General features: G+C 56.2%; 11 protein-coding genes. 5 read left to right on the top strand and 6 right to left on the bottom strand.

Translation table 11 applies throughout. The features are described 5' to 3' along the window. Positions 1–242: 242 nt before the first annotated feature. Positions 243–1,595: a hypothetical protein gene (locus tag OSO_RS0117445; protein WP_157605318.1), complete on the bottom strand. Its 1,353-nt coding sequence runs from the start codon at positions 1,593–1,595 to the stop codon at positions 243–245. Positions 1,596–2,135: 540 nt separating this feature from the next. Between OSO_RS0117445 and OSO_RS0117460 the strand changes: the two genes are divergently transcribed. Then, a complete protein-coding gene (locus OSO_RS0117460) occupies positions 2,136–3,392 on the top strand; it encodes a BamB-related PQQ repeat family beta-propellar protein (protein WP_010584508.1) in 1,257 nt (418 codons plus the stop codon). 96 nt (positions 3,393–3,488) lie between these two features. On the opposite strand, the gene OSO_RS0117465 is transcribed toward OSO_RS0117460, so the two are convergent. Both OSO_RS0117465 and OSO_RS0117470 read right to left on the bottom strand, forming a co-directional pair. Beyond that, complete coding sequence (locus OSO_RS0117465) at positions 3,489–3,779, bottom strand: hypothetical protein (protein ID WP_010584509.1); 291 nt, start codon at positions 3,777–3,779, stop codon at positions 3,489–3,491. A gap of 91 nt (positions 3,780–3,870) precedes the next feature. Then, the gene (locus OSO_RS0117470) at positions 3,871–5,286 is read right to left on the bottom strand and encodes a pilus assembly protein TadG-related protein (protein WP_010584510.1); all 1,416 of its coding nucleotides are present in this window, start codon (positions 5,284–5,286) and stop codon (positions 3,871–3,873) included. A gap of 700 nt (positions 5,287–5,986) precedes the next feature. Here OSO_RS0117470 and OSO_RS48165 point away from each other — a divergent pair. Then, a complete protein-coding gene (locus OSO_RS48165) occupies positions 5,987–6,433 on the top strand; it encodes a TadE/TadG family type IV pilus assembly protein (protein ID WP_086013402.1) in 447 nt (148 codons plus the stop codon). A 91-nt stretch (positions 6,434–6,524) separates the two neighbouring features. On the opposite strand, the gene OSO_RS0117485 is transcribed toward OSO_RS48165, so the two are convergent. Together OSO_RS0117485 and OSO_RS43965 are read right to left on the bottom strand one after the other, a co-directional pair. Further along, the gene (locus tag OSO_RS0117485; protein WP_202799954.1) at positions 6,525–7,709 is read right to left on the bottom strand and encodes an ABC transporter permease; all 1,185 of its coding nucleotides are present in this window, start codon (positions 7,707–7,709) and stop codon (positions 6,525–6,527) included. A gap of 86 nt (positions 7,710–7,795) precedes the next feature. Next, positions 7,796–9,082 carry an efflux RND transporter periplasmic adaptor subunit gene (locus OSO_RS43965; protein WP_010584513.1) on the bottom strand — a complete coding sequence of 429 codons (1,287 nt, stop codon included), beginning with the start codon at positions 9,080–9,082 and terminating at the stop codon, positions 7,796–7,798. 485 nt (positions 9,083–9,567) lie between these two features. Between OSO_RS43965 and OSO_RS0117500 the strand changes: the two genes are divergently transcribed. The 3 genes from OSO_RS0117500 (at position 9,568) to OSO_RS0117515 (ending at position 11,573) form a co-directional block, all read left to right on the top strand. Continuing rightward, positions 9,568–10,011, top strand: a complete 444-nt coding sequence (locus tag OSO_RS0117500; RefSeq protein WP_010584514.1) for an Hsp20/alpha crystallin family protein — start codon at positions 9,568–9,570, stop codon at positions 10,009–10,011. A 32-nt stretch (positions 10,012–10,043) separates the two neighbouring features. Beyond that, positions 10,044–10,442, top strand: a complete 399-nt coding sequence (locus OSO_RS0117505) for an Hsp20/alpha crystallin family protein (protein WP_029247143.1) — start codon at positions 10,044–10,046, stop codon at positions 10,440–10,442. A gap of 111 nt (positions 10,443–10,553) precedes the next feature. Continuing rightward, positions 10,554–11,573, top strand: a complete 1,020-nt coding sequence (locus tag OSO_RS0117515; RefSeq protein ID WP_029247144.1) for a lysylphosphatidylglycerol synthase transmembrane domain-containing protein — start codon at positions 10,554–10,556, stop codon at positions 11,571–11,573. Positions 11,574–11,631: 58 nt separating this feature from the next. Here the strand turns inward: OSO_RS0117515 and OSO_RS0117520 are convergent, their stop codons facing one another. After that, on the bottom strand, positions 11,632–12,795 hold the full coding sequence (locus OSO_RS0117520) for a M24 family metallopeptidase (RefSeq protein WP_010584517.1): 1,164 nt from the start codon (positions 12,793–12,795) through the stop codon (positions 11,632–11,634). Positions 12,796–13,042 lie beyond the last annotated feature (247 nt).

Below are 13,042 nucleotides of genomic sequence, written 5' to 3' on the forward strand. Positions count from 1 at the left end.
CATCCCGCGAGAGTTATCGTCTCTGGCAAAGTGGACAGCTCAGGTAAAGCTTTCCAGTTGCAGAGAATGAAGGCATTGAATTGCCCGCTAGCGGACAAAACGGCGTTACAGAAAATGCGAGTTGCCGGGCTTATGCCGGTTGTCAGGCTTGTGCGGCGAGGATTGCGGCGAGCGGGGGAAACCAGCGACGACGTGCCGGGAGGACGGGGCGACGGCGGAAGCCAATCGAAGTGAAGAATTGACTATTTCGGGAGTTTTCCGCCGACGTTTTTTTCAGCTGCCCACCACAATCCCCAGGTTCGTTTGTCGTACCCGAAGTCTTGCTGTGTCAGCTTCTCGAGTGCGTCGCGCACTTCCGAATTCTGGTGTTCGACTCGAACCGTCACCGTTTTCTTCGGCAGTTGATCGCCGGATGGAGCGATGATTGGTGGATTCATTTGGCCCGTTCGCACAGCGGCCAGGACATTCGGCGGAATTGCCGTTCCGTTTGGTCCAAACGCTCCGTCGGTGGTGAAGCTGTAAGTGGGCTGCGAAGGGATATCGGACGTGACCTGATAGAGATGTGCCGTGACAAGAGCGTCGATCAGGGGGCCGACCGCCTTCTTGTCGCCGATTTCTCCAAGCGCCATTGCGGCGCGACACACGACGACGTTGTATTCACTGCGAAGCGCTTGGATGAATGAATTCTGCGCCTGTTCGTAGTATTCGCGGCCGATGCCGTCCCGCGCCAGTTCGCGGACTTCCGGCGCGACATCGAACAGGGCAATCTTGATTAAGCCCGTGGCAGCTTTGTGGCCGGAGATTTTGATCAGGACCGCCACGCAAATGCGGCGAACCTCGATATGCGGGTCGTCGCTGAGGAATTTGATGATGGCGGTCGCCGCGTTGGGGTCGTCGAGCGCCTGGAATTCATCAAGTGCTTTGCGATGGCGATCGGCGTTCATGCCGATCAGCCAACCGTGCCATGCACGAACTTTTTGAAACCAACCCCGCTCACGCTGTAACTCGTCGGCGGTCTTCTCAATGATGTCCAATTCTTGCGGCGTGATGTACTTGTTCTTGTACTTCACGTACCCCTGCGCCGTCATCAGTTCGTCGCGGTCGATCCAGGTGCCTTTGTGCCAAACACGGCCCAGGGCGACTTGTGCCTTGTCGTGGTCTGGAGACAATTCTGTGACGCGTCTCAGATGATGTTCGCGCTGCTTCGCCAGCGCGTGCTGTCGACACCACTCGGCCAGTTCCCAGTGGGGTTCCCATTCGTCTTCGATCCGACGTGCCTTGGTTTCGTACTCTTCAACGACGGCAGAACGCATCGTGACGAATTGTGTCTGATCTCGTTCGACAATGACAGTTGCCCCCGTCACCGTTTCGAGGCGAATCTGATTTCGGCCCTCTTTCTGCGTGATGACCTTTCCCCGCAGTTCGCCGCCATTTATCAGTTTGACGAGATCCGCGCGAGCGAAGTTGGAACCGAGGACGAGGAATGTCAGGCAGAAGCAGGCGGTGCCGATCGCCATGCGCCAGTGAGCATGGCCCGAACGGCTCGGGCCGCGCGAGCACAATCGACGCATGCGAATGGCATCTAAATGGCTCATCTGATGACCGATCACGTTGGATCCTGTCGGGACGTCAATACGCGGCTCGGATTGTAACTTGTGACGAATTGCTGCTGCAATCACTTGTGTTTGAATTCTGCACGTTGCAGAGTCTCGCCACGGTGGCCGATGCGGCGGGCTCGGGTGAAGGTCAGATCGTGATTCCTGTCGATCGGTGTCGTCGGTCCAAATTGACGATGGTGCACAGGTGAAAACGCAGCGAAACGGTTGAATTCGTGGAAAAGTGAGGCTGGCAACTGGTTGCAGCGACTCGGTAGGATAGGCAAGGAAATGCGAAATGGTGTGACACAACGATCCCCAGATCAGAATTCACCTTGAATGCCTCTGACTGTCGACGCAGAGAGAATCGAGTTGAGGTCGTTGATGAGTTGATCAGATCGAGACGCGTTGGAACGCGAGAAGTGAGACGATCGGCCGATCAAGGTGGCAGGACGAGCCTTCCGGTGATTTGATGAAATTTGAGTTTGAGGCAACCGACCGTCGCTGGCCGTGTAAATCCAACGCGAAAAGAGCGAAGACATGAAACGATTCTGGAAGCGACTGATCCTCCCGCTGTTGATCTCATCGGCCCTGAACAACTTCGTTCAGGCTCAGGTCACGGGGGGAAATCCGCTTCCGACTCAGCAGCAATTAAGTCATCTCAGCCTTGAGCGGGCCTGGTGGTCGCACGCGGTCATCAATCCGCAGCGCGACAAGGTTGAGCACGTCACCGTTGATGAAGATTTGGTTTATGTTCAGGCCACATCAGGAGTGATGACGGCCTTCGATGCCGAGAATGGGCGTCAGATCTGGTCGGTTCAAGTTGGACGCTTCGATCAACCGAGTTTTGCCGCAACGTCGAATGAAGATGAAGTGCTGACGGTGAACGGCGGATCGATGTATGGCATTGATAAGGCGACCGGTCGCGTCCTTTGGAACCTGGTTCTGCCGGGGCAACCGTCAACCGGTCCTTCGGTCGACGATGATCAGGTCTATTTCGGGACTCTTGACGGCAGTGTTTACGCGTACGATCTGAAGAAGATTCACAAGCTTTATGAAGAGCGACGCTTGCCGAAGTGGTCGGGACAGGCGCAGGTCTGGAAATCGAAGGCGGCGAAAGAAATCACATCACCGCCGATGCCGGTCGGTCGATTTGTCTATTTCGCCAGCCGCGATGCCTCGTTGTATTCTGTTGCCAAGTCGAATCGAAAGCTGATCTATCAGTTCGAAACGGATGGTCCGATCGTTGCGCCCCTTGCTCGTTCTGGCGACACGCTATTCGTGGCCTCGGACGACAATAATTTTATGGCGCTGATGCTGACGAGCGGTAAGGTGAAATGGGAATTCACATCCGGTTTGCCGATTCGAAAACCGATTCGCGCCATTGGGCAGGATTTGTACGTGTTCCCACAGCGTGGCGGCATGTATTCACTCGATCCCGCGAGCGGAAATCAGCGGTGGTCGCAGCCAGATCTGTCGGAATTCGTCGCGATTATGGGTGACACTGTTGCGACGACGGATGTGGATGGAAACATCGTTCTGGTGAATCGCGCCAAGGGTGAGATTCTTGGTTCGATGCCGCTGCGACGATTCTCCGTTCGCGTGGGCAATGAACGTACCGACCGCATTTATATGGCGACGGAAAGCGGCGTGGTGATGTGTCTAAGACAAATCGGACACAATTTCCCGGTTTTCCACCAGTATCCTGACCGGTTGCCACTTTTGCCCGAGTTTGCTCCGGAAGACGGCCAGGAAGAGCCCTCCGCCACGAAAGACGAGTCAGAGGCCGGAAGCTGACGGCGGTCGCGGTGGACGGGGGAATTTGTGCTTGGGCTGTTCGCGCCACGTTGGCGTTTCGCACTGCTGCAACCCTGACTGTCGGATGAACTCGAATCAGTATTTGGGCATGCAGGGCTCGAAGCGATATCGTTCTACGCTGTGACACTGCAGTGTTCCATCCGATCCCACTCCCCAATCGGTTCGCGGAGCGACCGGGATGTGGCGGCGGACGACGGGCTGGTACATGATCTGTTGCGATTGCCCCATGTCGTCCGAAAACGAATGAATCGCGACGCCGCCAATCGGTTCCCATCCAGACTTCATCAATTGATTGATCTGACACTCCAACTCGTAGCAAACGTTGGGGTTCTTGTTGCTATTGACCTGGACCAGCATGTAGTTCATGAGGAAAATTCCTGCGATCGAGAGAGGCTTGGGGATTCTGTTTCTGCGGATGTGGCGGCGTCAGACCGCCTTGGGCGACGGCGTGCCGTCACTATTCAACCAGTCGCGGGCCCGTAAAAACCATGTCTGTGTAGGCTGAGTTCGCGGACTGCTGCACCGTCATCGTACTGCTGGCATAGGGGGCTGGTTGGACCTTCAGCAGGGTGAGCACGCCCAGTCGCTCCACCTTTGTGACGACGCATCCTCCCCATCCCACGATCTTATATGTCTGCGGCAAATTCAAAAGTTGATTCAACGTATTGGTGATGGTTCCTGACAACGTGTCGTAAAGGAGGATCACCTGCGGTTCTCCGATGGTCGCCTCGATCCCTGACAAGACGGCGTCGGGAATGGACTTTTCTCCCTGCATGTTAAAGGGGAGCGTCATGCGTGCGCCTGAAAGCGGCGACGTATCGAGTCCGTTCGAGATCTGTGACAGCAACTGCGCGTTAGATTGGCTGGAACTCGTTCGCACAGTGACAACTGTCGCGGCGGCGTTCTGAGCATTCGACAGTCCGAGCAGCGACAGCAAAGGAAGTTGCAGGGCTCCAAGCGGTTGTGTGATCATCGAGACTTCCCAAATTCCGTCAGAGCCGGTGGAGATGGCTTGCGTCTTCGGATCCCAACGTTGTTCGTCAATCAGGATGACGGGTGCCCCGTTTTGCTGCAGCAATTGGCCGGCGAGTGGAATTCCGTTGTACGCTCCATTGCCAAGTCGCAGTGCCCGCCAGATGGTGACATCCATGGCGATGGGCAGAATTTTTGCCCCCCTTGTCGCCGTATAGGCTGGGGCGACTCGTGCGGAACTGCTCTTGCTGGACTTGACCGACTTCATGCCCAAGGCCGGAGCAAACACCAGCGGGATCAGGCTGTTTCCCGCGGCATCACTTCGCAATGTCACCCGTGCCGTGTTCGGTCGCGTATCGACCGTCGAGGCCAGGATCAGGCTCGAGAGCAAGGCGTCGACTCCCGGGATCGGGAGCAAGGGAAGCGGCTTGGACGGCTGGGGCTCATAGTAAACTTGAACATCACTGTCGGTGGTCTGAAGTGACGTCGCCTGCAGGCAACGATTCTTCGACGCGACGTCTCGCGCCGCTGCAATCGCCGCAGCGACGTTCGACGTGGGGGTTTGTGGCTGGATCACCTGGATATCAGTTCCCAAGACCGATGCAGATGTGCTGAGGTTCAAGCCGATTGTCAGCGAGACGATCGAAGGGACATTCACGCCAACCGCCAGCGGAGACTTGAGTGGGAATGGGGGCTTTGCGTCGGGAATCAACTCATAGGCCGCCGCGAGCGCCGCGGCATCGGCGGCGTTCTGGAGCTGGTTCGCGGCGAGTGCGATCAGGCCAAGGTCAATGGCAAGCGCCGCAAATGCGATTACGACAATCATCATAATTGCGGCGAGTACCAGGATGGCCGCGCGGCGAGATGTGTTTGGTTTATTCACGAAGACCCAGCGTCTCATGTGCGTTCTCCTGCACCAGGGTTGAGGGCAGTTTTGATTGTGGAATCGGAAATGTGGCTATGTGTGGACACGGACCAGCGCATTGGTCCATGAAGAGGCGATCAGATTGTGGCAGGGGGGGAAGCGAGGTGAATTGAGATCGCGGAGACTGCCCGAGAATCGGGAGGCGATCAAAAGGCAGGTTGGTTTTGCATCATCTTCAACATCGCGCCGTCTTGATTTCGGGAGATGAAAACTCGTGTGGTTTTCCGGAGAATATTGAGGTTTTGCGCACCCATGATTGCATAACCGTTAAAGTCCGTCAGAACGTCAAGGATTCAGCGAGAGATCCTCGGTTCACGTAGGTATCGTAAAATTCTCCGTACGTGCGACGGACATTCAAAGTCGCAGTAGAAACGCGTCAATCGTTACGGCCGCGACAATCCGGCCATTGGGCTGCGAAATTCACGTGACATCCGAGAATTCTGCATTCGCGCGGCCAATCAACACTAAGAGTTGAATGCCATCAATTCGCCGCTCTTACGGCCACGCAGAATTGATCGGCATCCCTTCCAAATCGGCGGTCGTCGAAAATCACTTTTGGCGACTTCCTCCACACCGCCCCCCCCCATTCACCGATTCGTTCACGCTGATTCGCCAGGCCACGCCGGGCGAAAACATCTGTCAATTTCCAAGCAATTCCGTTTCAAGGTCATCAGAAATGTACCAACGAACCCCCGTCGGAGGACCGAACCGTCGTGGCGCGGCCGCCGTTGAAATGGCGCTTGTGACTCCGTTTTTTGTGATGCTCGTCTTTGGCATCATCGAGTTCGGGCGTGCCATGATGGTATGCAACTTGATTACCAATGCGGCGCGAGAAGGCACGCGGGCGGCGGTCTTAGATGGATCGACCAATGCCGCCGTCACTCAGTCCGTTCAGACGTTCCTCGTGGGGGCTCTCGGCGTCTCTGCTTCAGACATCAGCGTTGCAATTGCCGTCACGCCCGCGACCGGAAATCCGAGTCCGGGGAATGTCATCGCAAATTGTTTGCCGCGTGATTCCATCACCGTCACGGTTCAAGTTCCCTACAATCGGGTCGCGCTGATTCCAGGGAATTACTTGCAGAGCAAACAGTTGATTGGCCAGAACACGATGCGGCACGAATGACGCGGAAAATCGTGGGCGAGTTTCATAGAGGTGATGTTTGGAAACGCGATGAAGGGGGGCACTCGGTTCGAGGCGATCCGCTTATCACCGGCTACTCATAGCGCAGGGCCTCGATCGGATCAAGTCGGCTGGCGCGGCGTGCAGGATAGTATCCGAAGAAGACGCCCACGGCGGCCGCGAAGGCAAATGCCACGCAGCCCGCGGTGATTGAGACTTCGTGAGTCCATTTCGTTCCGGTCGTGAACGAGTTGATCATAGTGACCAGTCCAATCGATGCACCGACGCCGAGCAGAAAACCGATCATCCCGCCGATACACGAGAGCAGGACTGCTTCGACCAGGAACTGTCTGAGGATATCAGTTGACCGGGCTCCAACGGCCATTCGAATGCCGATTTCACGCGTTCTTTCGGTGACGGACACGAGCATGATGTTCATGATTCCCACGCCGCCAACGACCAGCGAAATTCCCGCAATGCTTGCCAGCATCAGGGTCAGAGTGCCAGTTACGGCGCCGAAAATGTTCGCAATTTCGGTAGTGTTCTGGACAACATAGTCGCGCGCCTGCCCAGGCTGAATCCGATGCCGCTCTGACAGAAGTTGATCGACTTCGAGTTGCGCATCGGCCATGGCATTCATCGAGCGTGCCGAGACCATGATTGCTCCGACGTTGTCAAACTCTGATCCTTGCAGGCGTTTTCGAACGGTCGTGTACGGAAGGAGGACCAGGTTATCCTGATCTTGTCCGACCATATTGGCGCCCTTTTTCTGCATGACGCCCACGACGCGAAAGGGGATGTTCTTGATTCGAAGCGTCTCTCCGATCGGATTCACGGTCTGAAACAGCTTGGCCACAATCGTGGCCCCGATGACACAGACTTTATTGGCACTGTTGATATCACGCTCGCTGAAGAATTCGCCTTTCTGCGTCGGCCAGTTTCGGACGATAGGAAAGTCTTCGCCGACGCCCTCGATTTCGCGAGGGCTGAAATTGGAACTCCCGTAGATCACTTGGCCAGATGTACCAATGACAGGGCTCGTCGCCAGCACCGAGGGACAGTCTTTCGCGATCGCCTCGGCGTCGCGCGCCGTCAGTGTCACGATGGCTTGTTGCAACCCCTCACGATTTCGGTGGCCAGGAAACACTAGAATCATATTTGTGCCGAGGGCGCGAAATTGTCCCTGTACCAGAGCGCTGGCACTTTGTCCCAGTGAGACCATGGTGGTCACCGCGGCAATGCCAATCACGACACCAAGCACGGTCAGGCCCGCGCGCATGCGGTTCTTGTTCAAAGCGCGCCAGGCGATCCGCAGAGTGAGGAAGAAGTTCATAGATCGAAGGATGGCTTTGGCTGGAGGCGGCGCTAGCGTGCCGCGCCGATGCGGGGTTGCTGTATACCGGTGACGACTTTCTGGCCGGGTTCCAGATCGCCTTCGACGAGTTCTGAGTATTTACTGTCGCTCAATCCGACGGAGACGGCCACCGCCCGCAACAGATTTCCCTCTTGGATCCACACATGACGGCGATCGCGTTGCTTTCGCAACTGCGTTCGTTCGTCGGCGGACATCTGTTTGCTATTTTGCTGCGCGTCATCGTCGTCTTGATTGCCCATGGTGTCCTGATGGCCTTCCAAGATGGGGATGTCTTCTGGCCGAACATGTTTGGGGTCAGGGTAGTAGCGGAGCGCCCCGTTAGGGACTTTGATGACTTCGTTCCGAAACGCGACCTGAAAAGACAGGCTGGCTGTCATGCCGGGCAAGAGTTTCAATTCCGCGTTGGGGGCCGTCACAATGACCGGATAGGTGACAACATTCTGGGTGACAGTTGGACTGAGCCGAACTTCGTAGATTCGCCCTTCGAACAGTTCATCCGGATAGGCGTCGACGGTGAAGGTGACCGGATACTCGTGCGCCTGAGCGGCTTTGATCAGTCCGATATCGGCTTCATCCACGGACGCATGAACATTGATTTCTTTGCGCATGTCGGGGGCGACGGTAAAAAGTTCCGGTGTTTGAAACGAGGCCGCGACCGTTTGCCCCTGATTGATTTTTCGATCAATAATCATCCCGTCAACGGGTGAGACGATGTCGGTGTATTTCAGATTCGCGCCTGTACTGTCCATTGTCGCTTTTGCCTGTTGCGCGGCCGTTTCGGCGACGACAAGCTGGGCTTCCAAAGACAGTCTCGCGAATTTGTATTTGTCCATTTCCGCCTGCGCGATGAAGCTGGGGTCTTCTTTGCGTAACGCAATGGCTCGTTTCTCATCATTGATTGCCTGCTGCAACTGAGCCCTCACGCGTAGGACATCGGCTTCGCGGCTGGCGTAGGACGCTTTGTCACGCTCGAAGTTGGCCTCATAAAGCAGAGGGTCGATCTTGGCGAGTAACTGGTCTTTTTTGACTTCGTCGTTGAAGTCGGCGTAAATTTCGAGGATGGGCCCGGAGACGAACGAGCCGATCGCGACCTTCTGTTTCGGAGTCACCGTCCCCGTGGAATTGACGACGGACTTGATGTTGCCCTGGCTCACCTTTTCAGAGCGCCAATCGATGCGATTGCGTTCTGCCAGATGGGCTTTAATCGGTGAATAGGCGCCGACAACGAGTACGCCCAAGACGAGCAGTACTGTCAGCCACCGGAGTGATTTGGACATGTTGGATCCCAGCTTACAAACAATTCAGACATTCATGTTGTAGTGATCGCCGATTGTTCAGCAAGTCCGAATGAGAGGTTGCCGAGTGTTCCTGCGAACTTTCATGGACAAATCAATTCGCCAAAATGCTGGTATGAGACCTGACGCCAAGCTGTCATTCTGTCAGATTGGCAGTTCATCTCGATGCTGGACTGCGGTGTGTTTGACGGTCGTGATCGAATCAACTGCGAGAAAACCCACCGCTGACTGTACCTTCACAGGGCGTGGAAAGATTTGATGGATCCCCTCGGATCGCCATTTTTACCGGTACGCTGTTTGCATCAACGTTTTCCTAATGGATTCGGATCACGTGGTGGCACTGGAAAAACCTAAGGCCGCCAGCGACGTTCGGATTTGTTCGCCTTGATGTCGCCGAGCTGTTGAATTCAGCGTGATGGGGCAATCGGGCAGTGCGTTTGACGATCGCTGGAATGAAGGGGGATATCATGCCCGTCTTTCGCTGGGGCCAAACTTGGGATCCCTTTCGTGACCTGGAACGAGAAGTTGACCAGTTGCTGGCGAACGTCTCGTTGTTTCAGGGGATTCGCTTTGGGCGGCAGTACCCTCCCATTAATGTGTATGAGCTTGATCACGAATTGCTGTTGATCGCAGAGCTTCCGGGGACGCGTGCGGAAGATCTTGAAGTCCTGATCTCTGAAGGGGTTTTGACAATCAAGGGGAAACGATCCGGGCCGGAAGGGGTTGCCGATGACCGTTTTCGTCGACAAGAGCGTCCCCGAGGTGCCTGGCAGCGGTCACTGACATTGCCGGCTCATATCCACGAGGATCAGCTTGCGGCTGAACTGTCGAATGGCGTGTTGCGAATTCGACTTCCCAAAGCTCCGGTCACCGCTCCGAGACAAATTCCTGTCACGAATGGAACTCCATGATGTCGCATCCTGCTGACGGCGAGGAGACAAGCATGTCAAACGAAATCGTTCGGACAATGGACGTCGTTGCGCAACCCGTTCAGGAGTACCCTGTCGATCAGGTCGTGTTCACCCCGCCGATCGATATCTTTGAGACGGCAGAAGGGCTGGTGCTTCAAGCGGATCTGCCGGGGGTTTCATCGGATTCGCTTGAACTGCAGGTGCAGGACAACAAGTTGTCGCTGTTCGGGAAAGTGTCGCTTCCCATTCCCTCGGACGCACGGATCATCCACCAGGAGTATCAGGTCGGTCACTTCCTGCGGTCGTTCATCTTGAGTGACGAAGTTGACCACGAGCGGATCACGGCCAAGTTGAATCAAGGCGTGCTGGAAGTGGTATTGCCGCGTCATCCCAAACCGGAGCCACGTCGCATTCAAGTTCGCTCGGATTGAGGCGTTTTCGGCGTCGATGACCGGTGTTTGTTTGCTTCGTGCGGAGGTGATTCCGAGTCGGGGATTGCCGTTCGGATTGAATCGCGGTCTCGAATCGTTAGAGTCCTCATCATGAATGAGGCATCCCCCCCAGCGATTCGCAGAGTTCGCATCTGGCATCTTATCAAGTTGCTGCTGTTTTGCGTGGTGGTTATGTTCGTGCTTCAGCGGGCATTCCAAATCTGGAAAACGGCTCCCTCAACGCAGGTTGAGATTCATGCCATCTGGCTGGTGCCCGCGAGTCTGACGTACCTGTTGAGTTGGTTGCCTTCGGTCTGGTTCTGGATGGCTTTATTGAAGCGGACCCGGCAGCCGATCGACTTCTGGACAGCGCTGAGGGCGTACTACGTGGGGCATCTGGGAAAGTATGTCCCGGGAAAAGCACTCGTGCTGGTCATTCGTGGCACGATGGTGAAAGATGTCGGCGTCGACCCGCTCCTGGCCGGGCTGATGGTGGTGTATGAGACGCTTGTCTTTATGGCCGCTGGAACAGCCTTGGGGATTGCTACGGCGCCTTGGGTTTTTGGCGAGGCCTTCTGGTCGCGACTTCCCGAGTCGCTGAGATGGTTGTCCGGCTATCCCGTGTTGTCGGTGGCCGCCGTGTTTACGGCGATTTTCGCGACAACGCCATTTAGTGCCTGGATCTTCACCAACTTGGGCCGAAAAACGGTGCCCACGGCGACGAACGGAATCGAAATACCTGCAATCTCTGCTTGGCTTGTTTGCCAGGGGGTCGTCGCGACCACGTTCGGTTGGCTGCTACATGCCGTGAGCCTTGGATTCGTGCTTCAGTCTGTTTCCCGTCAGCCCCTCGAATGGTCTCAGTTTCCAATCTGGCTGGCCGCGACAACCTGTTCGATGGTCGGCGGCTTCCTGGTGATTATTGCGCCTGGTGGTATAGGCGTTCGCGAAGGGGTGCTCATCGAAATCTTGCAGAGGCAGGCACAAATCGGACCGGCGACCGCAGTGCTGGCGGCAGTGCTGGTTCGAGCCGTCTCGTTTGGTTCGGAGGTTGTCGCTGCAGCCGTGCTCTACGTGGCGCACCGCCGTGCAATCCAACGTCGTCTGGCACGTGAGTCGTCGCAATCCTGATTGTCCGCGCGTAAGCGTTGGAATCGGGCTTCAATGCGCGAGCGGGCGACAACCAGAATCAACGGCCGACAACCAGAATCGCCGGGATGTTGATGGTCACGCCCTTGACGCTGATCGGAACGGTCGGCCAGTCGGTTGCGGGAGTGATGATCTCTGTTCCGTCGATTGTGACGAGGACTGTGTCTCCCATCAGCGCCGGGCCGACGGAGGGGTGCCAGAACACGGGAACACCTGCAGTCAAACGAAACTCGCTGTTGGGCATCAATGGAACCGATCCAAATGCATACTCGACGATATCGGCCTGATCGGCCTGTCGCCATTCGGCGGCGGCTCCCGACTTTTCGTACAGTCGAAGCACGCGGTTCCAGACTTCAAACAGCTCCCATTCGGGTTGAGAGAAATAAATTCCGGTCGCGGCGACAAGCGCAGCGGGCTCGAAGGCCGCCAGTAAGTCCGCAGGTGGTTCGTTGAACGAGACGGTGCGGGCGACGCCCACATGAAGTCCGTGATACCGACCGACCACGGAGATTGTGCAACAGCGCTGAACTTTGGATTGATCGAACGTCCAATATCGAAAACGACGTCCGCGCCCGTCTCCCAGGATCTGGATTCGTTCGGGAATGACTCCGTGTTTGAGTAGTCGGTGTGAAAGTTCACCGGCGATCTCGGCTTCGGTGCGTCCTCGGGTTAACGCTCGAGCCGTGGCCTCGACGGCATGAGCGATATAGCGACCGGCTTCGCGTAGTCGTTCCGTATCGAAATTTCGAAGGGGCAACCGCATTCCCAGCAGCATGAGGCTGACATCGTCGGTTCCGTTGGCCCCTGTATCGCTTGCCACGCGTCTTCCGCGACACAAGTCAGACACCATGACCGCACGCGGTTCGAACCAGGGACGTTCCTTCAATTGGAATCCCAAACCAGGTGCATCCGACTCAAAGAACTGAGCGGTATCTGAATTACTGCAGACGATGACGCGGGCCTCGGGGGTGATGAACAGCGAGCCCGTCTGTCCTGTCAAACCGCCGCGCTGGTTATTTCCACCGGCGGTCAGCCAGGCGAAATTCGCGGGCTGTTGAATCAGCAGCGCTGAGTAGCCTTCACGTTCAAGGAATTCGCGGACTTGTCGGTGGCGACGTTCGACTTCGGCAATTCGACCCGTGTCGAGAGTTGCGAACTCGGCGGACGACATCGGATCTGAAAGATCAACGGAAAGCGGGCTCATGCGCATCTCGCATTCTGATCAAATTTTGGTTCCACCAAAAATCGCGGAACGAAGCCTAACGAGGGGCAAATCGGAGGTGAGCGTGACGGTTGTGGCGTTGCAGCCACTCGGTCCTGACGGGTGCACAATGAATTCTTCATCGTGTCGGAGATCATCAACGTGTCGATTCAGCTTTGATGCTTTACGAGAATTCTTCTCGAATCTTCAGGTTTCGTTCAGCATAACACACATCAAGAGCGACTTGCCT

It is taken from the genome of Schlesneria paludicola DSM 18645, assembly GCF_000255655.1.
Lineage (GTDB): Bacteria > Planctomycetota > Planctomycetia > Planctomycetales > Planctomycetaceae > Schlesneria > Schlesneria paludicola.

Excerpts from the sequence above, each read along its gene's own strand:
- OSO_RS0117445 (WP_157605318.1), bottom strand. The coding sequence starts at position 1,595 with ATGAGCCATTTAGATGCCATTCGCATGCGTCGATTGTGCTCGCGCGGC.
- OSO_RS0117460 (WP_010584508.1), top strand. The coding sequence starts at position 2,136 with ATGAAACGATTCTGGAAGCGACTGATCCTCCCGCTGTTGATCTCATCG.
- OSO_RS0117465 (WP_010584509.1), bottom strand. The coding sequence starts at position 3,779 with ATGAACTACATGCTGGTCCAGGTCAATAGCAACAAGAACCCCAACGTT.
- OSO_RS0117470 (WP_010584510.1), bottom strand. The coding sequence starts at position 5,286 with ATGAGACGCTGGGTCTTCGTGAATAAACCAAACACATCTCGCCGCGCG.
- OSO_RS48165 (WP_086013402.1), top strand. The coding sequence starts at position 5,987 with ATGTACCAACGAACCCCCGTCGGAGGACCGAACCGTCGTGGCGCGGCC.
- OSO_RS0117485 (WP_202799954.1), bottom strand. The coding sequence starts at position 7,709 with ATGCGCGCGGGCCTGACCGTGCTTGGTGTCGTGATTGGCATTGCCGCG.
- OSO_RS43965 (WP_010584513.1), bottom strand. The coding sequence starts at position 9,082 with ATGTCCAAATCACTCCGGTGGCTGACAGTACTGCTCGTCTTGGGCGTA.
- OSO_RS0117500 (WP_010584514.1), top strand. The coding sequence starts at position 9,568 with ATGCCCGTCTTTCGCTGGGGCCAAACTTGGGATCCCTTTCGTGACCTG.
- OSO_RS0117505 (WP_029247143.1), top strand. The coding sequence starts at position 10,044 with ATGTCAAACGAAATCGTTCGGACAATGGACGTCGTTGCGCAACCCGTT.
- OSO_RS0117515 (WP_029247144.1), top strand. The coding sequence starts at position 10,554 with ATGAATGAGGCATCCCCCCCAGCGATTCGCAGAGTTCGCATCTGGCAT.
- OSO_RS0117520 (WP_010584517.1), bottom strand. The coding sequence starts at position 12,795 with ATGAGCCCGCTTTCCGTTGATCTTTCAGATCCGATGTCGTCCGCCGAG.